Consider the following 25,441-nt stretch of genomic DNA (forward strand, 5'->3'; position numbering starts at 1 on the left):
GTACCTCCCCAAAGAACAACTCCGTTGTTCACACAGACTTTTTATGCCTGTTCCATTGTACATAACAGTGGATGCTCATTTTCCCGTGAATACGTGGTGACCTGGGCCACCTTGGTCTCAGCAACTTCTGCAGTAAACGTGCCACAAATCGCCTTGCCGTCATAATGCACTTTGAGCATCACTTGCGTTGCTTTTTCCAAATCCATGGAAAAAAAACGTTCAAGAATTTCAATAACAAAATCCATCGGGGTGTAGTCATCGTTGTTGAGCACGACGTTGTACATCGCCGGTGGACGGACTTTTGTTTTCTCTTTCTCCAGTAGATCTGAGTCTGGAGTGACCCATTGATATTGCTTACTCATGGTTCCGTCGAAATTCTGGCGCTTTTTTGCCGTTATCGGCTTTAAAACACTCTCAGTTAAAGACTAATGCAGCAATTGTATCCCTGCAAATAAAACATTGCTATCGCGGCGCTTCAAAGAAACGTAACTGACTAAAAAATAACAGTTCCATCAGAAGCTCACTGTGTGATGCAGCACGTGTCAAATCATTCCTCAGTTAATACTTTGTTAATCTCAAAACTGAAATCTTTGTGAAAGTGTTAGAGTTTATTCCCCAAAACTATTGACTCCCGCAAGTCATTGACTAAATTGTGTTCTGATGCTTTGAAATTTTATTGCTATGAAGTGACATGCATCAAACCCCGTAAACGCAACCCAAACGGCATGACGCCAGGATTGCACCGTAACAACTCAGTCAGTAAACAATGCAACGAAGGATGTAACGCATGGCTACAGGTACAGTAAAGTGGTTCAATAACGCCAAAGGATTTGGTTTTATCTGCGCAGAAGGTGGTGACGATGGTGATATTTTTGCTCATTACTCAACCATCAAAATGGATGGGTATCGCACCCTCAAGGCAGGCCAGTTGGTGTCTTACGAAATAGAAGAGGGCCCTAAAGGCTACCATGCAAGTTCAGTTGTCCCGATTGAAGGGGAAGCTGTAAAATAAATTAAAATATGCTCCCATAAAGAGCAGTTACACCAACAGCGCTCAGCCCTCTTTTGCGACTGCCTGTCGCACCCCATTTTGCTGATCGCGACTGGTGCCTGAGGCCCGTGTTTGCGGGCTTCTTTGTTTTTAAAGAACAGGTTCTGGGTTCTGGGTAGCTATTCCCAGGCACCAGGACCTGTCAACCCAATCCCCAAAAAACAAAGGCCACCCTTTCAGGCAGCCTTACTCATAATGTTCTGCGACTAATTACAACGCGTCAATCACCTCATTCAACAATGCACTTGGGCGCATCAGCGCTGCCGTTTTTGCATCGTCCGGTGCGTAGTAACCGCCAAGTTCACCCTGTACGCCCTGAGCGTCGTTCAGCTGCTTAACAATTTCTGCCTCGCCTTCTGCCAGAGCTTTGGCTACCGGAGCAAACTGCGCAGACAGCTCTGCGTCTTCTGCCTGCTCTGCCAGAGCCTGTGCCCAGTAGGTGGCCAGGTAGTAATGGCTGCCGCGGTTATCCAGTTCATTCACTTTACGTGATGGTGACTTGTTGTTGTCCAGGAACTGGCCGGTGGCTTTATCCAGTGCATCAGCCAGAATCTGAGCCTTACCGTTGCCGGTTACTGTACTGAGGTGCTCCAGAGAGGCCGCCAGTGCCAGGAACTCACCCAGCGAGTCCCAGCGAAGGTGGTTTTCCTTCTGAACCTGCTGAACGTGCTTAGGCGCAGAACCACCCGCACCGGTCTCAAACAGACCGCCACCATTCATCAGAGGCACGATGGACAGCATCTTGGCCGAAGTACCCAGCTCCAGAATCGGGAACAGGTCGGTCAGGTAATCACGCAGTACGTTACCGGTCACAGAGATAGTGTCCAGCCCCTGTTTAATACGCTCCAGCGAGAATTTGGTTGCTTCCAGCGGTGCCAGGATCTTAATTTCCAGACCGGAAGTATCGTGCTCTGGCAGGTACTGGTTAACCTTTTTAATCAGCTCGGCGTCATGAGCGCGGTTTTCATCCAGCCAGAATACCGCCGGTACACCGGTTGCACGCGAGCGGGTTACCGCCAGCTTCACCCAGTCCTGTACCGGTGCGTCTTTCACCTGACACATACGGAAGATGTCTTCCTGCTCCACCGGTTGCTCAAGCAGCACATTGCCATCTGTATCAACCACTTTCACCACACCGTCTGCCGGCAGCATGAAGGTTTTGTCATGTGAGCCGTACTCTTCGGCTTTTTGCGCCATCAGACCTACGTTAGGCACGCTTCCCATGGTCGTCGGGTCAAATGCACCGTGTTCTTTACAGAAATCAATCACCGCCTGGTACACGCTGGCGTAGCTGCGGTCCGGGATCATCGCTTTGGTGTCTTTCAGGCGGCCATCCGGGCCCCACATTTGGCCGGATGAACGCAACATGGCCGGCATAGAGGCATCGACAATTACATCACTCGGTACATGCAGGTTGGTGATACCGCGGTCTGAGTCAACCATCGCCAGTGCCGGGCGGGTTTCATATACCGCATCCAGCGCAGCTTTGATTTCATCCTGCTGCGCCTGTGGCAGGGACGAGATTTTCGCGTACACATCGCCAATACCGTTGTTGGCGTCCACACCCAGCTCTTCAAACAGCGCTGCGTACTTCGCAAACACGTCTTTGTAGTACACCTTCACCGCATGACCAAAGATCACCGGATCCGAGACTTTCATCATGGTCGCTTTCATGTGCAACGACAGCAGTACGTCCTGCTGCTTCGCCTCTTCGATCTGCTGCTCAAAAAACGCCACCAGGGCTTTCTTGTTCATCACAGCCGTATCGATGATCTCTTTATCCTGCAGGGAAAACTCCGGCTTGAGCACCTGAGTGTTACCCGCGGCATCGGTGAACTCGATACGAACCTGAGTTGCTTTATCCAGGGTGAGTGATTTCTCACTGCCGAAGAAGTCTTTATCCGCCATGCTGGCCACATGAGACTGGGACTCAGAGCGCCATGCGCCCATCGAATGCGGGTTTTTCTTCGCGTAATTCTTAACAGACAGTGGCGCGCGGCGGTCAGAGTTACCTTCACGCAGCACCGGGTTTACCGCACTGCCTTTCACTTTGTCATAAGTCGCTTTGATTTTTGCCTGCTCATCGTTAGCCGGCTCTTCCGGGTAGTCCGGCAGCGCATAGCCTTTCTCCTGCAGCTCTTTAATTGCCGCTTTAAGCTGAGGGACTGAAGCGGAAATGTTTGGCAGTTTGATGATGTTTGCCTGCGGCGTTTTAGCCAGTTCACCCAGTTCTGTCAGGGCATCACCGATGCGCTGCTCTTCGCTCAGGTATTCGGGGAAGTTAGCAATGATCCGCCCCGCCAGCGAAATGTCCCGGGTATCTACCTCAATTCCTGAAGAAGCCGTGAATGCACGAATGATCGGCAGCAGAGAGTAAGTTGCCAATGCCGGGGCTTCATCAGTAATGGTATAAATAATCGTAGGCTTAGTCGTTGACATGAAATTTCCCTATTTTTTGACAGTCTCCGTTGGATGAGGAACAGAGCTGTATATCTGTATTGCTGGTCAGTGCTCCACCCCCGACTCCGGAAGCGGTGACACAACATCCTGTGGGGAACCCTTTTCCCCTCTCCTGACCGCAAGTTTTTGCGAACAAACACCTGTTTATCATATTATTGGCCAGGTGTCGCCTTTCTGAGCGCCATCCGGTATCAAACACAGCACATGCTATGCTGTTGATTTAAGAGTTGAATACCGTTTCAGGGCGGCCAGATCATAGCGTACCTGATTTTTATTTTAAACTTTTGCCCACAGCGCATTTACATTTTTGCAAGGTAGTTAACATGTCTTTCCGCTCCCGCAGCGTCTCTTCTTCCGACAAATCCCCGGCTGGTAAAACCCGTTTTAAACGCAGCAAACCTTCCGGTAGCAGCCACGGAAATCCCCCGCGAAAAGGTACGCGCAAGCCAGGTTCACAGGCTAAGAAACCCGCTATCAGCCCGGAAGAACGAAAGATCATCCTGTTTAACAAGCCGTTCGATACCCTGAGCCAGTTTACCGATGGCGAAGGCCGCCAAACCCTGGCCGACTATATCCCGGTCAAAGATGTCTACGCCGCCGGCCGCCTGGATCGCGACAGCGAAGGGCTGATGGTGCTGACCAACGACGGCATTCTTCAGGCGCGCCTGACTCAGCCAAAATCAAAATCGGCCAAAACCTATTGGGTGCAGGTCGAAGGCGCACCAACAGAAACTGACCTGCAGAAACTTCGTGATGGCGTCACACTAAAAGACGGCCCTACCCTGCCAGCAGAAGTAGAGGTAATGGAACAGCCCGCGGTCTGGGAGCGTAATCCGCCTGTGCGCTTTCGCGCCGCCATCCCGACCACCTGGCTTGCAATCACCATCATCGAAGGACGCAACCGCCAGGTGCGACGCATGACTGCCAACATCGGTTTTCCGACCCTGCGCCTTATCCGCCATTCAATGGGGCAATGGCAGCTCGGCGACCTTCAGCCAGGCGAATGGAAAGAGGTTAAACTCTGAGCATTTTTGTCGCCAGTGAACTGAATTTGGCCGAAAAAACTGTGATTAAGCTCCCGGATCTGTTTTGACACAATTCTTTCTGATAGAATCTGCGTCCGAGTAATTTTTGTGGTAGAGAACCATGTCAGATAACAGCCAAAAGAAAGTGATTGTCGGTATGTCCGGCGGTGTGGACTCATCTGTGTCAGCGTATCTTCTTAAACAACAGGGCTACCAAGTGGAAGGTCTGTTTATGAAAAACTGGGAAGAAGACGACAACGAAGAGTATTGCACCGCGGCGGAAGATCTTGCCGATGCTCAGGCTGTGTGTGACAAACTGGGTATTCATCTGCACACCATTAACTTTGCTTCTGAGTACTGGGACAACGTGTTCGAGTACTTCCTGGCAGAGTACAAAGCCGGCCGCACGCCAAACCCGGACATTCTTTGTAACAAAGAAATCAAGTTCAAAGCCTTCCTGGAGTTTGCAGATGAAGTGCTTGAAGCGGATTATATCGCTATGGGCCACTACGTGCGCCGCACCTTCCCGACTGCCGAAGGCGAAAAGCCGCAAATGCTGCGCGGTCTGGACGGTAACAAAGACCAGAGCTACTTCCTGTACACCCTGAGTTCAGATCAGGTTGCACGCAGCCTGTTCCCGGTTGGTGAACTGGAGAAACCTGAAGTACGCCGCATTGCGGAAGAGCAGGATCTCATCACCGCCAAGAAAAAAGACTCAACCGGCATCTGTTTTATCGGTGAGCGCAAATTTACTGAGTTTCTTTCTCGCTACCTGCCTGCGCAACCGGGTAAAATCAAAACCCCTGAGGGTGAAGTGATCGGTGAGCACCAGGGTCTGATGTACCATACTCTGGGTCAGCGTAAGGGCCTTCACATCGGTGGCCGTAAGGGCGGCAGCGAAGAGCCATGGTACGTGGCAGACAAAGATCTCAAGCGTAACGTACTGATCGCCGTACAGGGCGGTGACCACCCACTGCTGAAGTCGCAGGGTCTGGTTGCTTCCCAGCTGCACTGGGTTGACCGCGAAGTCATTCGCGAGCCACGCAGCTGCACGGTGAAAACCCGTTACCGCCAGCACGATATCCCTTGTACCATCATCCCGGTTGATGATGAGACCATTAAGGTGATCTTCGACGAGCCGCAGGTAGCGGTGACTCCGGGACAGTCCGCCGTATTTTACGATGGTGATGTCTGCCTGGGCGGTGGCATCATCGAACAACGAATTTAAAAGCAGTATATAAAGAGGAGTTTCTAAGTGGCTAATACACTATACGACCGTACAATCGCATTCGCAGGCATGTGTCAGGCTGTTGCCCTGGTTCAACAGGTCGCGAAAGACGGTCATTGTGATTCAGACGCTTTTGAAACTTCCATCAACGCGATTCTGAACACCAATCCAGCCAGCACGCTGGATGTGTTCGGTCACGAATCTGACCTCAAACAAGGCCTTGAATGTCTGATCTCTGGTATCGACAGCACCCCGGCCGGCAGTGAAGTGACCCGTTACCTGATCAGCCTGATGGCGCTGGAGCGCAAGCTCTCTGCCCGCCGTGATTCGATGGCCCAGCTGGGCGACCGCATCTCCATGGTTCAGCGCCAGACCGAACACTTCGACCTGTTCGATGACCAGATGATCAGCAACCTTGCCAGCATCTACCTGGACGTGATCAGCCCTGTCGGCCCGCGTATCCAGGTCACCGGCACCCCATCCGTATTACAGCAAACCACCAACCAGCACAAAGTGCGCGCCCTGCTGCTTTCCGGCATCCGCTGCGCCGTACTTTGGCGCCAGACCGGTGGTAAGCGTCGCCATCTGATTTTCGGCCGCAAAAAAATGATCGAGCAGGCCCAAATTCTTTTGGCCCGAATCTAACCCCACTAACACAATTTCAGGAGAACAACATGGAACTGTCAGCTTTGACTGCTGTTTCACCAGTAGATGGCCGCTACGGCAGTAAAACGATTGCGTTACGCAGCATCTTTAGTGAGTATGGCCTCCTAAAGTACCGCGCTATCGTTGAAATCCGTTGGCTACAGAAGCTTGCAGCCACTGATGCCATCGCAGAAGTGCCTGCTTTCAGCGCTGAAGCAAACAAATTCCTGGACGAGCTTGCGGCTAACTTCAACGAAGAAGACGCAGCACGTATCAAAGAGATCGAACGTACTACCAACCACGACGTAAAAGCGGTTGAGTACTTCCTGAAAGAAAAAGTGGCCAGTGTTCCTGAGCTGCACGCAGTGAACGAGTTCATTCACTTTGCATGTACTTCAGAAGACATCAACAACACTTCTCACGCTCTGATGCTGAAAGAAGCGCGCGATACCGTGATCCTGCCTGAGATCCGCAACATCATCGACGCAATCAGCAAGCTTGCAGAAGAGTACCGTGACATTCCTCTGCTGTCGCGTACCCACGGCCAGCCTGCCTCTCCTTCTACCATGGGTAAAGAGATGGCGAACGTGGCGTACCGTATGGAGCGTCAGTACAAGCAAATCGCTAACGTTGAGATCCTGGCGAAAATCAACGGTGCTGTAGGTAACTACAACGCTCACCTGTCTGCTTATCCTGAAGTAAACTGGCACCAGTTCAGCGAGGAGTTCATCACTGAATCTCTGGGCGTAACCTGGAACCCGTTCACCACTCAGATCGAGCCGCACGATTACATCGCAGAGCTGTTTGACGCTATCGCACGCTTCAACACCATCCTGATCGACTTCGACCGTGACGTATGGGGTTACATCGCTCTGGGTCACTTCAAGCAGAAGACCATCGCGGGTGAAATCGGCTCTTCAACCATGCCGCACAAAGTTAACCCAATCGACTTTGAAAACTCAGAAGGTAACCTGGGTCTGGCGAACGCAGTATTCGGCCACCTGGCACAGAAACTGCCAATCTCACGCTGGCAGCGCGACCTGACTGACTCAACCGTTCTGCGTAACCTGGGCGTGGGCGCTGGCTACGCAATCATCGCGTACACCTCTACCCTGAAGGGCATCAGCAAGCTGGAAGTAAACCGCGAAGCACTGCTGGCAGAGCTGGACAAGAACTGGGAAGTACTGGCTGAGCCTGTACAGACCGTTATGCGTCGTTACGGCATCGAGAAACCATACGAGAAGCTGAAAGAGCTGACCCGTGGTAAGCGTGTAGACGGCGATGCAATGCGCGCTTTCATCGACGGCCTGGAACTGCCAGAACACGAGAAAGCACGTCTGAAAGAGATGACTCCGGCGAACTACATTGGTCAGGCTATTGAGCTGACTGATTCGCTGTAAGTTTATCGGCCCTGGGTGCTTGGCTCTGGGTACTGGGTTAAGAGCCGTCCTGCTTTGCAGGGCGGCTTTTTTTTTGTTTTCGTTCTGACCAGAATCTAAAAAATACTCCCGGCCCTGAGCCGGTATCTCATAAAGCATGCGCCAAACCAATTTCTTGAAAAAGCTTTTATGTAGAAAGCCCCTTTGGGATAGCAGGTAAATGTCAGGCCTGATAATTTCACATTAGCCTGTTACCGACTATCTGCACTGCAACTCCCGTCACGCTACCAAACCCCTCCTAACCTCCCCTTGGAAAGGGGAGGAACTGGTCCTGATCCGGCTGAATATATCGGACAAAACGCAAGAGTTTCCCTGCCTCTTAAACTGACGCCCCTCAGACAAAGATTTAATAACAAACAATTATAATATTCTCCACGACTCCAACAAATATCAGAACGAATGACCAGATTCCTGACTCCCAAGATCATCCTTACTGTAGTTCTTAACAGCCTCTACCTGACCGCATCCATACTATGGTACAAATGGACAGAGGAGAGTGTGTTCGGCACACCACATCATATCTTCTGGATGCCTCTTGTTGCCGGTATCCTGGCCTGCAGAGTCGTCTTTCCCGATGCTCTGGCAAGCTATCGGCACGCACTGTCCGGAGCCATAACCTATTGTGTTATTTCCGCAGGAGGAGGCGCACTGCTGTGGGTTGGCTATGCGCTTGTTGCGTCGGGTTTCTCAGTCATGATCTTTGACCCATTCTCAATGTTTCCGGCTTTTATGATGGGGGTTGACGGTGTCAGGAACATGCTGGTAATGGTGCCTGTTTTTATAGTACTGGCATGGGCCTGGAAAAAGCTGGACAACTAACTGAGCGGCGAAAAAGCTCGCTGCCCCTGTTATGACATCCTCACTGGCTCCAGTGCACGCCCCACCAGATCCCGGCTCTACCGGCCGGGATGACACAAATTCTTGCTTTAACTCATTCCGTACCCCCTAATCCCAGGTTCCGCGACCAATGCCACGTTCAATACACCCGCCATTCACTGCATTTCACCCCTCTCTCCATTATCATACTGGCTGACTAATACATTCAGGTTCAGATAACAGGGAGGTTATTTTGACCAAAGCACAACTGGCAAAAGCCATTTACGAGATTTCCAACATCCGCGGTGAGTTCCGTCTTCGCTCCGGGGTAACTGCAACGGAGTACTTTGATAAATACCTGTTTGAAGCCAACCCCATTATCCTCAAAGCCATTGCAGAGCAAATGAGCGCCCTGCTCCCGGCAAGATATGACCAGCTCGCGGGTCTTGAGATGGGCGGCATTCCTGTCGCTACGGCACTTTCCCTTGAAACCGGCATGCCGGCTCTGTTCGTCAGAAAGAAAGCCAAAGAATACGGCACCTGTAAACTTGCAGAGGGAGGGCTGGTTGAAAGGAAGGATCTGATGATTATTGAAGACGTTGTAACCTCCGGTGGCGCTGTTATAGATGCAGTTCATGCTCTTCGCAAGCGCGGCATCATGTTTTATGTGTCATAGACAGAGAAGCCGGTGGCCGGCAGCCCTGGAGGCACTGGGACTGACGTTTTCACCTTTGTTTACCAAGACAGAGCTGGAAAGCACTAGCAACTGACACTCTCAGCCTCACTCACTGATACAGCCTGCTGATTTCGAACCCGGCAACTCCTGCCGGGCCCTCTCCATTCTGAAGACTATCTGTTCTGTACCTCAACCACCACAGACAAACCTGGCATAAGACTGTACCGGTGGTATTTCTGCGTACCTGCTACATAGCCGAGAATAGTGACAAGCCTCGCACCAATTCACACGGATAATAAGCATGTTTATATATACTCTATAAAATCAGCTGTGTTAGCACGAATCAACATGTTATTACGTGCGCCGTCAACACCAATACTTCCACACAATAAGGGTTGCTCATGGACAGAAAAACGATTGTATCTGCGCTCGTCATTGCGCTCGCTTCCCCTGGGGCCCTGGCACTGGATACGGTTTACTACAACGCTGAAGTATATACCGTAGACACAAACCAGCCATGGGTAACTGCGTTTGCTGTTGACGATGGAAAGTTCGTTGCGGTTGGCAATGACAGTGACATCAAAGCTATGGCGACCAAAAACACCAGGTTGGTCGATATGAAAGGGCAGTTCGTCATGCCTGGTATGATCGACAGCCATACACATCCGGTTCGGGTGATTATGATGGAAGATATCCTGTTCCGTAATGATAACTTCATCCCCCGCACGCCCGATGAGTTTGGGAAAATTCTGAAAGCATACGCAGATAAAAATCCGGACAAAGAGTGGATTTACGGCGCGGCGTTTTCCTGGAGCTACTTCCTCAACTCTGGCATCACCATGGATCGCCATTTCCTTGATAAGTATGTATCAGACCGCCCGGTTGTAGTGGAAGACGACGGTGGGCATGTCGTAGTTGCCAACACCAAAGCCCTGCAGATTGCCGGTATAACCAAAGATACACCAGACCCTGTCGGTGGCTCCATTGTAAGGGATGAGCAGGGAAATCCGACCGGACGGTTAAACGCCGCGCCAGCCATCAAACTGGTCCTGAAACATCATCCCAGGTTTGAGTTTGATGATGTTTATTATGCCGCAAAAAAAGCTACCGACATCATAACCTCTTTCGGCTTTACCGGAATTAAAGTGCTCGAAGGTGATGAGGTACAGATGGCAGCGTTCAAACAGCTGGATCTGGATGGTCATCTGAAAATGGACATACGTCATTACCCATACCAGGAAGACTTCTATTTTGGATTCCGCAATGACGATGCGATTTTAAAACGGGCCGAATACGAGACCGGGCATTATAAAGTTGATGGCGTGAAGCTGTTTATTGACTCAACTCCATTTGGCCGGGCTATCGCGGTTAAAGAACCGTTTACCGGTGATGGTACCGATTTCGGCCAGACGTTTACCACCTATGAACAGTTCCGGGATGATATGGTTCGGTGGAACGGTTTGGGGCTTTCTGTCGCAACCCATACCATGGGGGATCGTGGCCTGGAACTTGAAGTAAGCGCAATGGAAGAGTCCGCAAAAATCAATGGTCTGGAAGAAGTCCGGGCACTGCGTAATCAGGTAGCACACGCAATGATGGTGGACCCGAAAGATCTGCCGCGTCTGCGTCATGTCAACGGATTTTTGGAATTCTCACCAAACGTGTTCCTGGGCATCCAACTGGTAGACGCCGTCAAACCTGAAATGAAAATGCATGTCATCCGGCGCTTTTGGCCAATGGCAGACGCGGTTAACTATGGCGTGAACTATACCATTGCCAGTGACTGGATTCAGGCACCAATGAACCCGTTCCTGCATATCGAACAGGCAATGACACGGAGCCCTGCAGGGGCAGGAGAAATTCAGGACGAATTTGCGTACTCACAAACCATTTCACTGCCACAGGCCATCAATGGCTACACCATTAATGCTGCCCGTTTGTTGCGTATTGAAGATAAAGCCGGCTCAATTGAAGTAAACAAAAATGCGAACTTCGTTGTTATTGACCGCAATCCATTCAACGTTCCTGTATTTGAAATCCATAAACTTTTTGCAAAAGAGGTGTTCTTTGAGGGAGAGTTAGTTCACACCAACGAGAAACAAGTTGAACGTAATTGACCTTCGGTTACCTTTCATCGATGGTAATACTCAGGCAGGTCTGGCTCCGTCCAGACCTGCATCATATCCTGCCGCTACACCAGCTATTTCAGTTTAGCATCCAGCTCAATCAGCTGTTTTTTACCCTCTTCTGTCGCATACGGCGTGACCATCGAAGTCATCTGCTTCATCCCCTGAAGAATAATTTGCTCAGTTACCTGAGTTTGGGGAGAGATAGTAAACTGGTAGCTCAGCCAGTTAGTCGCGATCAGGTGCAGGGTGCGCAGAAGATATTTCATTTCATCATCGCTGGCGGCAAGCAGCTGCTGTGAACGGAACTCCTGCATAATCGCCAGCAGGTTGGACTGCAGTTTGCCCTGAACAATCAGGTAATCATCGTGCAGTGACGGGTCACGGCTCAGGATTTCAGGCAGATTGGAGTAGAAAAAGCGGTATTTCCACATCAGTGTGAAAATGGCTTCCATATAGTATTCCAACAGGGTGAGATCATTAGGCGTTTCTGCAGCCGGGGTGAACTTCTCCAGCAGCTCCTGAGAATAGAGATCAAAAATGCTGCGGACAATTTCCTGCTTATTACGAAAATGGTAGTAAAGGTTCCCTGGGCTAATCTCCAGATGAGCGGCGATATGGTTAGTGGTGATTGTACGCTCTCCCTGTTCATTAAACAGCTCAAGTGCACCAAAGACGATTTTATCGCGGGTTTTCATCCGGCTCCCTCAAAATATAATAGGTTAACCTTCAAATGATCGCCCAAATCCTGGCGGGTTGCAAGTTGCGCAAGGCCTTTCAGGCCGTTGTTTTGCCATTAGTTGACCTGGTCGGGCCAACGTTCGGGCGCTCACTGCCTTCAGCCTGGGTAATACACGCACTAAAAGAGATGGGCCAGTTCGAATCCGAAAGCGCATCAATACAATCATTCGAATTCGAACATAAAACAGCTTTATGGCCCGGATAATTTCGAAACCGAAACCCTGTAATGTTCGGTTTCGCTCACCTCACTCCGGAATGATAACCCCACCCCGCCCATCAAAAGGACAAATAACCTCTTACAGTTTTGAAAACAATATTATGTTTTAATGACTTAACCTGGACTGTCACAATATCTTCATCTTTCGCCACTACTCTCACTGCAACTTAATTTGCCTGAGCAGACTACTCTTATGAAACACTTTACCCTGGCTCTGTCCTCTCTGTTACTGACAGCACCTGTTGCAGCTTTTGATCTTGATGCGCCATCAAACAATGACACAACTAACCTGGTCTGGACCGGTCACCTCAGCCCGGATACCGATACCGTGACTTCAGCGATGATTGCCGCGCACCTGTATGGCGGCGAAGCGGTTGTACCTGGCAGGGTTAATCCGGAAAGCCAGTTTGTACTGGAGTACTGTAACGCAGAGCAACCACCACTCCAGGTGGACTTCTCCGGCAAACGGGTAGGCCTGGTGGATTTCAACCAGAAAACCCAACTGCATAAAACCATTGATGAAGCCAGTATCGTCGCGATTGTGGACCATCACGCGATTGGGGGACAGCCGGTAAACATGGCTCAGGTGGCGACGCTGGATGTTCGTCCATGGGGCTCTGCGGCGACCATCCTGGCTGACCGCGCAGCAAAGATGAACCGTAGCCTGACCAAAGAGATTGCCTGCGTGACCCTCGGCGGGATCCTGTCTGATACTGTCGTGCTGCAATCACCGACCACCACACAATATGACCATCAGTATGCTGCTTCACTGGCAAAGCAGGCCGGGATTACAGATATGAAAGAGTTCGGCCGCAGGATGCTTGAAGCCAAATCGGACCTGAGCCGCCTTGATGCAAATGTGATTCTGACCATGGATTACAAGAACTTTAAGTTTGCCGGTAAAAAAGTTGGCATCGGCGTGGCAGAAACCCTGACTGCAGAGCAGCTTCTTAGCCGCAAAGCCGAGTTCATCCAGGCGATGAAAGCACACAAAAATTCAGCCGGACTGGATCATCTTTTCTTCTCGGTAACTGACACCAAAAACAAGCAGGCGAACCTGATCTGGATTGATGAAAGCGATACCAAAGTCGCGCAAAAGGCGTTTAAAGGCAGTAAAGCTGAAAAATGGCTGACACTGCCTGGCGTAACTTCCCGTAAACGTCAGCTGGCACCATCCATTCAAAAAGCCGTTGAAGCGCTGAACTAAGCAAGCAGTAAAAACAGAAAGAGAGGCAAAGTGCCTCTCTTTCCTGTCCGGTATCAGGGAAGGATTGAAAAACCGTACTTCCCATAAATACTGATTGTTGTACCTTCTTCCGCCATTTGCCGAAACACGGGCCCAAGTCTCTCAGCTAATGCTTTATGACGCTGATGAAATGCAACATAAACCGACACGCTGAAAATCGGATCGTCACTGACAGCCAGTTCGCTGTACTCCTCCCAATCAAGCAACTTTTTTGCTCCGCTGAAAGAGAGAAAGGCAAACGCCCGCTCATGCAACACCATTTTCATCCCGGCTTCTTTTGAATTGACCCAGTGGACATTCAGGCCCAGGCTCTCTACCTGTTTGTCACCCCTGACCGCGACCACCTTTTCCGCTTTCCACTGCTCAAGACGCTGCACGGCTTCTCCCTTCCTGTAGAACAGGTAGTAATGAGCGCTGAATACTGGTGAAGATGGCAATACCACCTCTTCGGTATCCTGATACGCCAGCAGGGTACGGCCAAAGTCCGCATCCAGTTTACCCGCCTCCATCATGTACCGGGCCCGCTCCAGCGGAACCAGTTTCCACTCCGTCCCGATGCCGGGAGCCACTCTGGCTATTGCAGCATCGATCACCTCTTTACTCGGCGCAATTAAATCGTCCGCATGATTGCGGTAAGCAATGGTCAGTTGCCCTGCCCATCCACCGAAGCTCACCAAAAGTAACAAAGAGATTATCCCGCGCATTTCACCTGCCTGTTGGTTAAGCCGCTTAAACTAACCTTAGCCAGGCCGATTCCGGGTGTCGAATATGCTCAGCAACTCTCCGGCGCATGCCACAAAGTTACTGACATCCAAACCTAACCCGCGCACTTCGCCAGCAAAGCACCAACTGCGTGCTTGCTGGTTTTGCCGATTTTCTGCATCAGCGCAAAGTCTGGCTGATGAACGCCCTTTTCTTCCAGCTCCCTGAGCATCAGCATCCAGAGTCTCGCTGTCATCTGGGAGTCTGCCAGCGCCCGGTGGAAAGTGCCGTCGTTTTCAATTTGCTTATAACGCACCAGATCACCCAGCTTATGGGTGGGCGCATCCTGGATCAGGCGGCGTGCAACCAGCATGGAGCAGGCAAACTGCCCCGGATAACAGGCACCGATACGGTCAAACTCAGCATCGAGAAAACGCTTATCGAAAGAAGCGTTATGCGCGACAAGTGGTGTGTCACCGATAAACTGCGCAAACTCTGCCATCACTTCCTCACAGCCCGGCGCTCCACTTAGCATGTTATTGGTGATCCCGGTATAGTTCTCGATAAAACCGCTAACCCGAAAGCCCGGATTCATCAGCTGCTGAAAGGTATCTGTGACCTCACCATCAACCAGCTTTACTGCACCAATCTCTATTGCCCTGTCTCCCATATTTGGAGAAAGACCGGTGGTTTCGAAATCGAGTACGATGACTGAGTTTGCCAAAGGCTGCATGGGATAATCCTGAAATGGGGTAAACCCGGAATTATAGCGGGAATGAGCAGAAACAAAACACCCGGCCAGATGCCGGGTGCCCGTTTTATCAGAAATTGCCCGCTCTGGCGACAAATGCTCGGGTACGCTCATGCTGCGGCTCACCAAAGATCTGCTCCGGAGGTCCCTGCTCGACAATCACGCCACCTTCCATAAAGATGACTTTATCTGCAACTTCACGGGCAAACTGCATTTCATGGGTAACCACTATCATGGTCTGTTTCTGCCGGGCAAGCTGCTTCATCACAGCCAGCACTTCCTCAACCCACTCAGGGTCAAGGGCAGAAGTCGGTTCATCAAACAGGATGACCTCTCCTTTACAGGCCATAGCACGGGCAATCCCCACCCTTTGCTGCTGGCCACCAGAGAGCTGGGCCGGGTATTTATGCTGATGCTCTGTCATACCGACGCTGTCAAGCAGCTCTGCTGCGGTTTGAAATGCCTCTGCTTTGGGCTCTTTCCACACGGTTACCAGAGATTCAGCGACATTCTCCAGCGCAGTTTTATTGGCAAACAATGCGTAGTTTTGAAACACAAAACTGCTTTGAGTTCTGAGCCGGTGGATCTCTTTCTCACTGGCCTGTTCAGCATCCAGCGCGACATCGCCAATTGAAATCTTACCGCTGGTTGGCGTCTCCAGGTAGTTCAGGCAGCGCAGCAGGGTTGATTTTCCGGTGCCGGACGGGCCAATGATCACCACTATCTCACCTTTCTCCACTTCCAGGTCTATCTGATTCAGCACCAGATGGTCACCAAATTGTTTACTCAGTTGTTTTACCTGGATCATCGTACAAACGCCTTGTTCAGTTTAAGCTCCAGGGCGTGCTGAATTTGTGTAAAGAACACCACCACAACCCAGTAAATCAGTGCTACGGCCATAAACGCCTCAAAAAACTTAAAGCTTGAGGAAGCTTCCATCTGCGCTTTTGCCATGATTTCGGCAACACCCAGGGTAAAGGCCAGCGAAGTACTTTTTATCATGTCGATAAAGTAGTTCATCAATGACGGAGTGGCGACACGGGCAGCCTGCGGCAAAATGATCCGCTGCATAGCCTGCAGCTTTGTCATACCTATGCTCAGGCTGGCTTCCATCTGACTTTTATCTATACCCAGAATAGCGGCGCGAATACTCTCTGCCATGTAGGCAGAAAAGTGCAACGAAAGACCAGTCACCGCTGCGGTGAACGCGTCCATTCCGACAAATACCGGGAAGATCTGCGGCAGACCATAGTAGAGCAGAAACAGCTGAACCAGCAGCGGCGTACCACGAAAAAATGAGATATATACGACAACCAGAGCGCTGAGGCCTTTCACCCGGAAGACTCGCACCAGAGCCAGGAGGACGGACAGGACCAGAGCGACTGCAAATCCTGTCAGCGACATCTGCAGCGTTATTCCCAGATACTTTACCAGTATCGGGAATAACGCCAGCATGTAATCTAAATCGAAGCTACTCATTACTGGGTGATATCTGCATCAAACCACTTCTGAGAGATCCGGGTCAGGGTGCCGTCGGCTTTCATTTCGGTCAGCGCCTTATCCACCTTAGCTTTGATGGCCAGTTTTTCAGGCGTGTTCAGAAACGGCATCGCGTTCTCGATAGTTTCAAACGGCTTACCTGCCAGTTGAAGAGGCAGACCAGACTGCTTAATCAGCTCAGCAGAGGAAACACGGTCCATCACGAAGGCATCGGTACGGCCAAGGGCGACGTCCTGCTCAAAACCACTGTCATAAGTGATGATATTAATCTCGTTGCTTTTATCGTGGCTGCGCAGCAGTTGCTCGAAGTTACTGCCCAGGTTAACCGCGACTTTCTTACCTTTCAGATCTTCAATACCCTGAATATCATCACGGCCTTTACGCACAACAACCTGAGCGCCGTCCACTACGTATGGGACAGAAAACGCATACTTGGCTTTACGCGCGTCAGTGATGGTGATCTGGTTACTGATAGTATCGATATGGCCGGCTTCCAGCATACCGAACAGGCCGGAGAAGTTTGCGGTCACGAACTCGACTTTGTAGTCAGCACGCTTGCCGATTTCATTCCATACATCGATTTCATAACCCTGAAGCTCATCAAGTTTGACAAAGGTAAACGGGAAATAGCGGCCAGACATGCCCACCTTGACTTCTTCCTGAGCGAGCGCTGCGCTTGAAGTGAAAGTAGTGGCGATAGCGAGGGAAGCAAGTAATAGTTTTTTGAAAGCGGACATGATTAGTACTCCTTGATCTAATTTCCGCTCACTCTAACCCAGGCTGAAATCTGTGATAAATAACGAATTGATCTATGTAATTCACCACAAGAATGAACCAGAATCGTGATATTGAACAGGTTCCTTATTCAAGGGCCCGGCCTTCACAGAACACGCCCCTTACAAAAAAGCCCGGCATTTCGCCGGGCTCTGATTATTTTCCACACTGACTGCGGTTTCCCGAAGGACACCCCGAACAGCCACCACACTGACCGCGCTTTCTCACCCATTTGTAGTAAAGGTATCCACCTGCTGCGGTAACAGCAGCTGCAAGAACCAAAATTTCTGTCAGGCTGGTTGATTGTTCGTACATAGTCACTCCTTATCCGGCTGAAGGCTGGGTGGTCATATCTTGACTGGTTTTGTGCTTATACAAACCGATGGTCAGCAGCAATGCCAGTGCCAGGGCATAAGTCCCCCCCATCGCAGCGATACCCGATATCGCAAACGCACTGCCGATGGTATAAACCGCAGAGGCAACACCCAACCCAAGTGCCGTTGGCAGCGTCATTGAAAGCAGCATCCAGCGGTACTGACCGGTCTGAACTTTGATCATCATGACCGTCGCCAGACAAGGCGGGTACAGGGCGAAGAACAGGATCAGCGCCACCGCAGACAGCTGGCCTTTCTGTTTGAAATCGCTGGCAGAGCCAATACGGTTTTCCAGTTTTTCACTGCTGTCTTCATCCGGCTGGAAAAGCACGCCCAGGGTTGCCACGCTTGACTCACGGGCAGCAAATGATGAGAACAGAGCGACGTTGATCTTCCAGTCAAAACCTGCGTATTGTGTCACCGGCTCCAGAGCGCGGCCAAAACGGCCAAGCAGGGAGGTAGCCAGTTGCTGCTCTTTGATCTCGCGTCGGATCTTTTTACGCTCCGAGTCCAGTTTACGCAGCGCACGGTTAAGCTGCTTCGCCTCTTTACTGCGTGGCACCACGACGGTGAAATACTCACTGTTACGGGCTTTGAATTTCTCGCTCACCGCTTTCGAACCTTCTGCGCCTGAAGCGTTCAGTTTGGCCCGCTTAAAGTCGGTGTAGTAGTTAACCAGATCGGTCAGGTTGTCACGGTTGATGTGCTCAGCGTACTGCGTTTTATTCAGTGCGCGTTCAAATCTGGTCACCGCCTTCTCAGCACGTACCTGATAGCCCTGCTCCGCTTCCTGTGACAGGCCCGGGAACTGAAGCAATACAAAAATCACGGTAGAAACTGCGACAACGATAGTTCCGACTTTTTTCACGTAGGTCCAGGTACGTTCAAACGCACGGGTCAGCACGCTGCGCAGTGTTGGCAGGTTGTATCGTGGCAGCTCCATTACGAACGGGGCCGTTTCCGTACCTTTAAGAACAGTTTTGGTCAGCAGTTTGGCCACCAGCAGTGCAAAAACGATGGTAATGGTCGAGATAAAGAACATCATCAGCGCTTTGTCTTCAGCGAAGAAAGTACTCACCAGCAGGGTATAAAGCGGTACCTTAGCCAGGCAGTTCATAAATGGCACCGTCATAATGGTGGCCAGCCTCGCCCGGTTGTCGGGAATGCCTTTGGTCGCCATGATGCCTGGTACGGCACAGCCACCGGCAAACACACCGCTCAAAATCATGGGTAGCGTGCTCTGGCCGTGCAGACCAAAACGGTTCAGTACCCGATCCGCAATAAAAGCAATACGCGCCATATAACCCGAGTCTTCCAGGATAGCGATAAGTGCAAACAGGATCAGGAAGATAGGAATATAGTTCAGCAGTGTGTTGGCTGAGTCCACGATCCACAGACCCAGTGCTCGGGTGTATGGATCATGCAGGAAACCGGCTGCCGGAAGCAGAGATGCCGCCCACTCACGCAGGCTTGCCAGCAGCGGCCAGGTGTAGTTGGTCAGTTCATAACCCCAGACAATCGATGCCTGATAGATAGCAAATACGGTAGCCAGCAGACAAAGCGGCGCGCCGATCGGATGCAGCACAACTTTATCTATTTTGGCGCTCAGGCTGTTGGCCTTACCCGGCTCAGACACCTGAGTGCAGTCCTGCAGAAGCTGCTGTATATAAGCGTGACGCTGGGCAACGATATAGTCACGTACCGGCAGTTCCAGTTGCTCCTCAGCCTTGCTGACCAGAGACTCGACCGAAGGGCTGAGTTCAGGCGACAACTGCTGCCATACCTGGTCGTCACGCTCCAGCAGGCGCAGGGCCAGCCAGTTCAGTGGTGCATCAAGACTGATCTCTTCGCTTTCCAGCAGGCCCGCAATGGCTTTAATACTGATATCCAGTTCAGGAAAACCGTAATCAGGCTTGCCATTGGCTACAGAATCAAGCTCAGACAGGATAGCTTCCGTTCCCTGAGCCTTACGGCCAACCGCTTTGATTACCGGTATCCCAAGATTGCGGGACATAGCATCACCGTCGATGCTCCAGCCGGCCTTTTCTGCCACATCCATCATATTGAGGACCAGCATCAGCGGCTTTTCCATTTCAATCAGCTGCAGGGTAAGGTGCAGTGAGCGCGACAGGTTCGCGGCATCAACCACGTTGATCACCGCATCCGTCTGCTCATCGAGCAGTGCGCCACGGGCCACCCGCTCTTCCAGAGAGTAACAGGTCAGGCTGTATGTACCCGGAAGATCGGTAACGCAGACAGTACGGCCGTCATGCGACAGGTTGCCGCTCTTCTTATCAACAGTGACACCCGGATAGTTGGCAACGTGCTGGCGCGCACCTGTCAGCATGTTAAACAGGGTGGATTTTCCGGCATTTTGCTGCCCGGCAAGCAGAACATTCATCGGTTTCATTGTTTCTTATTACCCGGCCAGCGCTACCTGAACGGTATCCGCTTCAGAGATGCGCAGAACCACGTGATTGTGACCCACTTTTACTTCTATCGGGTCACCCAGTGGTGCAGTGCGAACCAGCGTAATATCGGACGACGGGATCAGGCCAAGGTCAAGCAGTCGCTGCCTTATCGCGCCCTGACCATGATGAGAGAGAATTTTACCTGTACGTCCCACTTCCAGTTGCGAGAGCAGCTTGTTATTACGCATAGCGTTCTACATCCAATTACTTACTGTTTATTGCTGAGCAAAGTCTAGCACAGACACAATTGAGAACCATTATCATTTTTATGATCCAGATCAATTTTATTGCAAATGAGATTAATTCTCCATTCCAAATGAGAATAATTCCGGATAGACTGCATCGCATCTGAATCGGGCCCGTTTAAGAAAAGCCCGTAATGCACTGAATTAAGGAATAAATAATGAAAAAGTCTGTTGCCGTTCTAATCGCAGCTACATTCGTACCAGGCCTGGCGATGGCGCATACCCCTCTGTTTTCCTGCTATGACTTTGGTGACAACACGGTACTGTGTGAAGGCGGATTCTCTGACGGCTCTTCTGCCGCAGGCGTTGAGATCCTGGTAAAAGATGGCAACGGTGCTGAAGTAGTTAAAGGTAAAATGTCTGAAGACAGCGAGTTCGAGTTCCAGAAACCGGCTGGCGACTACTCAGTGGAGTTCAATGCAGGCCCGGGCCACTCTATCGTAATTGCAGGCAAAGACATCGTCGAATAAACCTCATAGCCCCCTTTTTTTGGCGTTGCCCCTTTTAGCAGCGCCCTATAATCGTTTACAGGATGAACAATATGAAAAAACTGACTCTGGCCGCTACTGCTGCAGCCCTGACATTCTCGGCAGCATCAAACGCTCACTTCCTTCTGATGTACACCCCGGAATCTATGGTTGAACAGCCAACAACACTGGACATGAAACTGGTGTTTGGTCACCCAATGGAAAACGGCCACGTAATGGATATGGAAAAACCAGAACAGTTTTTCGTATCATTCAAAGGCAAGCAGACTGACCTGACCTCTTCACTGAAAGAGATCACCTGGACTGGTCCGGACAACAAAGCGAAAGCTTACCAGGCAGAATACAAAGTACGCCGCAACGGCGACTACATCTTTGCAGCAACTCCGGCTCCATACTACGAGAAAGGCGAAGACATCTACATTCAGCAGATCACCAAGCGCTTCATTAACAAATCTGCGATGCCAACTGGCTGGGAAGAGCCTCTGGGTCTGAAAACCGAAATCGTTCCTATGAACAAGCCATACCAGGTTATTGCAGGCAGCACGTTCAGCGGTCAGGTTCTGTCAAACGGCAAGCCGGTTGCAGGCGCTGAGTGTGAGATCGAGTTCATCAACACTGATATCGACAGCAAAGCGAACGCATTCGGTAAAGGTACGCACAAAGATGTACCGGCAGCGTCAATGGTAGCGTTGACTGATGCGAACGGCGTGTTCACTTTCGGTATTCCGGCAGCCGGCCACTGGGGCTTTGCGTGTCTGGGCACCGGTCCTGACACCGAGTACAAAGGCAAAGAGCTGTCTCAGGACGCTGTTATCTGGATTGAAGCAAAAGACCTGTAATGTCAGCTTAGCTGACAATCGGGAACAAGCACGGGGAGCCGTTGGGCTCCCCGTCTCTTTCGAGTATTCAAATGCCAGGGTGGCTCAGTGTGAGACCGTCTGGGAGAACAAGTTGATAATCGCAGTACCGGCCAGAATAAGTGCAATCCCGAGCACTGCATAGATATCCAGTTTCTGACCGTAGACCAGCCAGCCAAGGCCGGCAACCAGGACAATGCCCGCGCCACACCAGATAGCATAAGCGATACCGAGCGGCATTGTTTTTACTGCTATCGCCAACAGGTAAAATGCGGCACCATACCCTCCAAGAACGAGTGCCGTCGGCAGCAGCTGGGTAAACTGCTCCGTTTTGGGCAGATAAGAGGTAGCAAATACCTCACAAATAATTGCCATGCTCAACGCCACGGCGGGCGGAGCGGATGCAAGCAGAGATAACATTTCAGTACTCCCGAACTTAAACCATAAACTAACAAAGCTGCTTTCCGCTAAATAGCAATACCCTCAGTGACAGCATCACTGTTGCATTTCAGGTACGCAATGTCGTCCAGATATCCCTTAAGATGCCCCTTCTCCAGATTGTCCAGAAACTGCTGATCTCCTTTGCTGGCCTGAGCGCGCATAAAATCCACCAGAGCTCTGAGCCGCTTTATCATCCACTCAACCAATGTCAGCCGCTCAGCCTGAGACAGGCCGTAACTATCGCAAAAACATTTCGCCCTTCGGATCTGCTCTTCCAGCCCACCGAGCTTATCCCCCTCATCGGTTTTAAACGGTGCCCAGCAATAAACGGCATAAGCGACATCCCAGACCCGGGGGCCCGGATGAAGCGTGTCGAAGTCAATGATCCCGGTGACCTCCTCCCCCGTCATCACCAGGTTATAAGGAGCAAAATCACCATGACACAATACCTGCAGAGGCTGCTGAGGTGGCAGCATCCAGCACGCGTTTTCCGGCACAGGGTAATCCTGGGCGGCCTGATGGTAATCGCGAAGCAGGCGCGCAGCTGACAGCAGAGCCTTTTCCCCGGCCACAGCGCCACTTAGTGGATAATTGCTCACTTCTCCGGGAACAAAGCTCACCACTTCCTGGCCATCAGTAAGAGTAACCGGCCGGGGCGCAGCATGAAAACCACGCAGATGGAGGTGATTGAGAAAGTCATGCACATACGGCGTCCAGGGACTGGCAGGGCGGTACACATTATCTCCTTCGCGGTAAATCCCGTCACGCCCGCCTTCCAGCGCCTCTCTGGTTTCACTGTTCATCAAACACCAGCTCCATTTTAAAATAAGCGACATCCGCCTTGTAAAAACGCTCACCAAAAGGCTCAAGCCCAAAGCGGCGGTAAAAATCCAGTGCGCTTTCCCGGGCATCACACCAGAACCGGGTAGCCCCGCTGGCAGTGAGCTCATCCAGGAGATAGCGCAACATTTCACTGCCAATCCCCTTCCCCTGAAACGCATCCAGAGTGGCAAACTTACGCAGCCGGACCTCCCCTTTATGCTCAAACAGGGAAGCCACACATACCAGCTGCTCATCAACAAAAGCGCCATAGTGCGCACCGTTTTGATCGTCTTCCAGCAGACAAAAACTGGCTGGCTTGTGGGGCCAGAGAACCTGGTGGCGAACGGGAACCGTCTGCTGAGGTGAAACAGGGCGAATAGTCAGTGCGCGTTGCATGTAGCCTCCTGAATGCGGGATGATCTGCTCTCGCAAAATTCCATACTTTTTGGCTATAATCAACCACCTTGTGCGCAAAGCGCGCTCTGGATAATAAGGAATCTAAATGAAAGTCATCAGCTTCAACATCAACGGCCTGCGAGCCCGCCTTCATCAGCTTCAGGCTATTATCGACAAACACGACCCGGATGTGATCGGTCTGCAGGAAATCAAGGTGCATGACGAGGCTTTCCCGGTCGCAGACGTTGAGGCGATGGGTTACAAAGTTTACTTCCACGGCCAGAAAGCCCACTACGGTGTAGCTATGCTGTGCAAGCAGGAGCCGGTGAAAGTACAAAAAGGCTTCCCGACCGATAATGAAGAACACCAGAAACGCATGATCATGGCGACGTTTGAGCAGGAAGATGGCCAGAAAGTAACGGTTCTGAACGGCTACTTCCCTCAGGGTGACAACATCAGTCACGAGACCAAGTTCCCGTACAAAGAACAGTTCTACAAAGATCTGATGACGTATCTCAATGAGCACCACAACCGCGACGAGCAGCTGATTGTGATGGGTGACATCAACATCAGCCCGATCGACGCTGACATCGGTATCGGTGAGCCAAACCGCAAGCGCTGGCTGAAAACCGGCAAATGTTCATTCCAGCCAATTGAGCGCGAATGGCTGCAGATCCTTCTGGACTGGGGCTTTGAAGATACCTTCCGCAACCTGCACCCGGATGTGGATGACAAGTTCTCGTGGTTTGATTACCGCTCAAAAGGCTTTGACGATAACCGTGGCCTGCGTATTGACGTGATCCTGGCGACCCCATCTCTGGCAGGTAAGTGCACCGAAGCTGGTATCGACTACGAACTGCGTGGTATCGAGAAACCTTCCGACCACGCACCTATCTGGTCTGTGTTTAAGTAATCCCTTTCTGTATAAAGTAAAAAGCCCGGTTTTGAGCATTCAAAACCGGGCTTTTTTATACTTCACACTCTCAGCCTGACTTTAACAGGTCATCCTGAACCATAGCGTTAGACTGCTCGTGCATGGTGTTGATCCGGACACGCTTCTCCGGCTGAGCCCGCTCATACTCGGTCAGGTAGATATCACTGTGGATGTGTTCGGCAATCATCTTCACCATAAGTTTATTGTTGGTGTACAAGCCAACCGTTTCTGCCCGGTGAGAAAAAACCAGCGCCTTCTTCATGTCAGCCACCAGCATAAAGCGGTGAGACGGGTAATTTTTTTCGGTCTCTTCTGAACGGGAGTACATCTCCATTTTTTCATGCGGAAGTTCAAGCTTATTAAATGAAAACCCGATGACCCGTACACCACGTTCAATCGCCTCACACAGCTCTTTGCGGAACAGCTTCAGGTGGAAGTCTGAGTTAATGTAAATTTCCAGATGTGCCTGAACGATCAGCTCCTTTGCCTTCTGAACCAGGTTCTCATAGCCGGATACGTTGTAAACAAACTCTTTCTCTTCCTGAAGCGCCATCTGAGCCAGTTCTTTTTTCAGGTAAGCAATATTAGTGAGCGTGTTCTTTTCGATCTGACTGAAGATAAGATCCGGTGACTTCGCCTGATACTCTTTAGTGTCACCGTCAGACAAAAAGATAAAGCCATTGGCATAAAGATTATCAATCGAAGAGTAAACCGAAGAGCGGGAAAGGGAGATTTCCTTGGCAATTTTATAGCCACTGGAGCGCCCGTTTTTTAACAGGTTGATATACACCATGGCATCGGTTTTGGTAAATCCGAAGTCCATCAACTTGGTTACAATATCTGACACCGACTGACCTCTGAAACTATTCATTGTAAATTTTTCCCAAGATTATCACTCCAGACACACTGACTCTAGTTTTTTATAGGCAAGATGCAGCGCCTGTAAGCTCATGAAAAACCACAAACACCTGCATCAACAGGAAAGATATAATTGAAGAAAAAACCTGGCTGTGAGG

27 protein-coding genes are annotated in these 25,441 nt (G+C 50.9%); 12 read left to right on the top strand and 15 right to left on the bottom strand.

From position 1 onward, the window contains the following. Nucleotides 1–41 precede the first annotated feature (41 nt). Nucleotides 42–362 (bottom strand): ATP-dependent Clp protease adapter ClpS, encoded by a 321-nt coding sequence (clpS, locus tag ACVB80_RS04765; protein WP_481080126.1) that lies wholly within the window; start codon nt 360–362, stop codon nt 42–44. 425 nt (nt 363–787) lie between these two features. Between clpS and cspD the strand changes: the two genes are divergently transcribed. Then, nucleotides 788–1,012, top strand: coding sequence for a cold shock domain-containing protein CspD (cspD, locus tag ACVB80_RS04770; RefSeq protein ID WP_481080127.1), 225 nt, complete (start codon nt 788–790; stop codon nt 1,010–1,012). Between the two features lie 249 nt (nt 1,013–1,261). On the opposite strand, the gene ACVB80_RS04775 is transcribed toward cspD, so the two are convergent. Continuing rightward, a complete protein-coding gene (locus tag ACVB80_RS04775; protein WP_481080128.1) occupies nt 1,262–3,490 on the bottom strand; it encodes an NADP-dependent isocitrate dehydrogenase in 2,229 nt (742 codons plus the stop codon). Nucleotides 3,491–3,834: 344 nt separating this feature from the next. Here ACVB80_RS04775 and ACVB80_RS04780 point away from each other — a divergent pair, with 344 nt between their 5' ends. The 7 genes from ACVB80_RS04780 (at nt 3,835) to ACVB80_RS04810 (ending at nt 11,457) form a co-directional block, all read left to right on the top strand. Further along, on the top strand, nt 3,835–4,536 hold the full coding sequence (locus tag ACVB80_RS04780; protein WP_481080129.1) for a pseudouridine synthase: 702 nt from the start codon (nt 3,835–3,837) through the stop codon (nt 4,534–4,536). A gap of 121 nt (nt 4,537–4,657) precedes the next feature. After that, complete coding sequence (gene mnmA / locus ACVB80_RS04785) at nt 4,658–5,764, top strand: tRNA 2-thiouridine(34) synthase MnmA (protein WP_481080130.1); 1,107 nt, start codon at nt 4,658–4,660, stop codon at nt 5,762–5,764. Nucleotides 5,765–5,791: 27 nt separating this feature from the next. After that, nucleotides 5,792–6,409: a high frequency lysogenization protein HflD gene (gene hflD, locus ACVB80_RS04790; protein WP_481080131.1), complete on the top strand. Its 618-nt coding sequence runs from the start codon at nt 5,792–5,794 to the stop codon at nt 6,407–6,409. 29 nt (nt 6,410–6,438) lie between these two features. Beyond that, nucleotides 6,439–7,809, top strand: coding sequence for an adenylosuccinate lyase (gene purB / locus ACVB80_RS04795; RefSeq protein ID WP_481080132.1), 1,371 nt, complete (start codon nt 6,439–6,441; stop codon nt 7,807–7,809). Nucleotides 7,810–8,247: 438 nt separating this feature from the next. Further along, nucleotides 8,248–8,667 carry a hypothetical protein gene (locus ACVB80_RS04800; RefSeq protein WP_481080133.1) on the top strand — a complete coding sequence of 140 codons (420 nt, stop codon included), beginning with the start codon at nt 8,248–8,250 and terminating at the stop codon, nt 8,665–8,667. A gap of 250 nt (nt 8,668–8,917) precedes the next feature. Next, nucleotides 8,918–9,340: an orotate phosphoribosyltransferase gene (locus ACVB80_RS04805; protein WP_481080134.1), complete on the top strand. Its 423-nt coding sequence runs from the start codon at nt 8,918–8,920 to the stop codon at nt 9,338–9,340. A 401-nt stretch (nt 9,341–9,741) separates the two neighbouring features. After that, on the top strand, nt 9,742–11,457 hold the full coding sequence (locus ACVB80_RS04810; RefSeq protein ID WP_481080135.1) for an amidohydrolase: 1,716 nt from the start codon (nt 9,742–9,744) through the stop codon (nt 11,455–11,457). Nucleotides 11,458–11,540: 83 nt separating this feature from the next. Here the strand turns inward: ACVB80_RS04810 and ACVB80_RS04815 are convergent, their stop codons facing one another. Then, entirely contained in the window at nt 11,541–12,164 is a 624-nt protein-coding gene (locus tag ACVB80_RS04815) for a TetR/AcrR family transcriptional regulator (protein WP_481080136.1), read from the bottom strand. Nucleotides 12,165–12,617: 453 nt separating this feature from the next. On the opposite strand from ACVB80_RS04815, the gene ACVB80_RS04820 reads away from it, so the two are divergent. Further along, the gene (locus ACVB80_RS04820) at nt 12,618–13,631 is read left to right on the top strand and encodes a manganese-dependent inorganic pyrophosphatase (protein ID WP_481080137.1); all 1,014 of its coding nucleotides are present in this window, start codon (nt 12,618–12,620) and stop codon (nt 13,629–13,631) included. A 53-nt stretch (nt 13,632–13,684) separates the two neighbouring features. Here ACVB80_RS04820 and ACVB80_RS04825 read toward each other — a convergent pair whose 3' ends face one another. The 8 genes from ACVB80_RS04825 to ACVB80_RS04860 all read right to left on the bottom strand — a co-directional run bounded on the left by ACVB80_RS04825 (nt 13,685) and on the right by ACVB80_RS04860 (nt 20,430). Then, a complete protein-coding gene (locus ACVB80_RS04825; protein ID WP_481080138.1) occupies nt 13,685–14,374 on the bottom strand; it encodes a substrate-binding periplasmic protein in 690 nt (229 codons plus the stop codon). 113 nt (nt 14,375–14,487) lie between these two features. Then, nucleotides 14,488–15,105 (bottom strand): 3'-5' exonuclease, encoded by a 618-nt coding sequence (locus ACVB80_RS04830; RefSeq protein WP_481080139.1) that lies wholly within the window; start codon nt 15,103–15,105, stop codon nt 14,488–14,490. An 88-nt stretch (nt 15,106–15,193) separates the two neighbouring features. Then, a complete protein-coding gene (locus ACVB80_RS04835; RefSeq protein WP_481080140.1) occupies nt 15,194–15,931 on the bottom strand; it encodes an amino acid ABC transporter ATP-binding protein in 738 nt (245 codons plus the stop codon). Then, entirely contained in the window at nt 15,928–16,602 is a 675-nt protein-coding gene (locus ACVB80_RS04840; RefSeq protein WP_481080141.1) for an amino acid ABC transporter permease, read from the bottom strand. Before ACVB80_RS04840 ends, ACVB80_RS04835 begins: the two co-directional genes overlap by 4 nt. Next, the gene (locus tag ACVB80_RS04845) at nt 16,602–17,360 is read right to left on the bottom strand and encodes an amino acid ABC transporter substrate-binding protein (RefSeq protein ID WP_481080142.1); all 759 of its coding nucleotides are present in this window, start codon (nt 17,358–17,360) and stop codon (nt 16,602–16,604) included. Before ACVB80_RS04845 ends, ACVB80_RS04840 begins: the two co-directional genes overlap by 1 nt. Nucleotides 17,361–17,553: 193 nt before the next feature. Continuing rightward, a complete protein-coding gene (locus ACVB80_RS04850) occupies nt 17,554–17,712 on the bottom strand; it encodes a FeoB-associated Cys-rich membrane protein (protein ID WP_481080143.1) in 159 nt (52 codons plus the stop codon). Nucleotides 17,713–17,721: 9 nt separating this feature from the next. Then, nucleotides 17,722–20,181, bottom strand: coding sequence for a ferrous iron transport protein B (feoB, locus tag ACVB80_RS04855; RefSeq protein WP_481080144.1), 2,460 nt, complete (start codon nt 20,179–20,181; stop codon nt 17,722–17,724). 9 nt (nt 20,182–20,190) lie between these two features. After that, nucleotides 20,191–20,430 carry a FeoA family protein gene (locus tag ACVB80_RS04860; RefSeq protein ID WP_481080145.1) on the bottom strand — a complete coding sequence of 80 codons (240 nt, stop codon included), beginning with the start codon at nt 20,428–20,430 and terminating at the stop codon, nt 20,191–20,193. Between the two features lie 215 nt (nt 20,431–20,645). Between ACVB80_RS04860 and ACVB80_RS04865 the strand changes: the two genes are divergently transcribed. Next, nucleotides 20,646–20,957 carry a hypothetical protein gene (locus ACVB80_RS04865; RefSeq protein ID WP_481080146.1) on the top strand — a complete coding sequence of 104 codons (312 nt, stop codon included), beginning with the start codon at nt 20,646–20,648 and terminating at the stop codon, nt 20,955–20,957. A gap of 71 nt (nt 20,958–21,028) precedes the next feature. Further along, entirely contained in the window at nt 21,029–21,814 is a 786-nt protein-coding gene (locus tag ACVB80_RS04870; protein ID WP_481080147.1) for a DUF4198 domain-containing protein, read from the top strand. 84 nt (nt 21,815–21,898) lie between these two features. Here ACVB80_RS04870 and ACVB80_RS04875 read toward each other — a convergent pair whose 3' ends face one another. From ACVB80_RS04875 to ACVB80_RS04885, 3 genes are read right to left on the bottom strand one after another with little or no spacing between them, the layout of a single operon-like run. Further along, on the bottom strand, nt 21,899–22,243 hold the full coding sequence (locus ACVB80_RS04875) for a DMT family transporter (protein ID WP_481080372.1): 345 nt from the start codon (nt 22,241–22,243) through the stop codon (nt 21,899–21,901). A 56-nt stretch (nt 22,244–22,299) separates the two neighbouring features. Further along, nucleotides 22,300–23,076 (bottom strand): phosphotransferase enzyme family protein, encoded by a 777-nt coding sequence (locus ACVB80_RS04880; RefSeq protein WP_481080148.1) that lies wholly within the window; start codon nt 23,074–23,076, stop codon nt 22,300–22,302. Beyond that, complete coding sequence (locus ACVB80_RS04885) at nt 23,066–23,491, bottom strand: GNAT family N-acetyltransferase (RefSeq protein ID WP_481080149.1); 426 nt, start codon at nt 23,489–23,491, stop codon at nt 23,066–23,068. Before ACVB80_RS04885 ends, ACVB80_RS04880 begins: the two co-directional genes overlap by 11 nt. Before the next feature lie 106 nt (nt 23,492–23,597). On the opposite strand from ACVB80_RS04885, the gene xthA reads away from it, so the two are divergent. Continuing rightward, complete coding sequence (gene xthA / locus ACVB80_RS04890; protein WP_481080150.1) at nt 23,598–24,404, top strand: exodeoxyribonuclease III; 807 nt, start codon at nt 23,598–23,600, stop codon at nt 24,402–24,404. A 70-nt stretch (nt 24,405–24,474) separates the two neighbouring features. Here the strand turns inward: xthA and ACVB80_RS04895 are convergent, their stop codons facing one another. Further along, entirely contained in the window at nt 24,475–25,272 is a 798-nt protein-coding gene (locus tag ACVB80_RS04895) for a TrmB family transcriptional regulator (protein ID WP_481080373.1), read from the bottom strand. Nucleotides 25,273–25,441 lie beyond the last annotated feature (169 nt).

This window comes from Vibrio sp. 9-16B-A1, assembly GCF_056726165.1.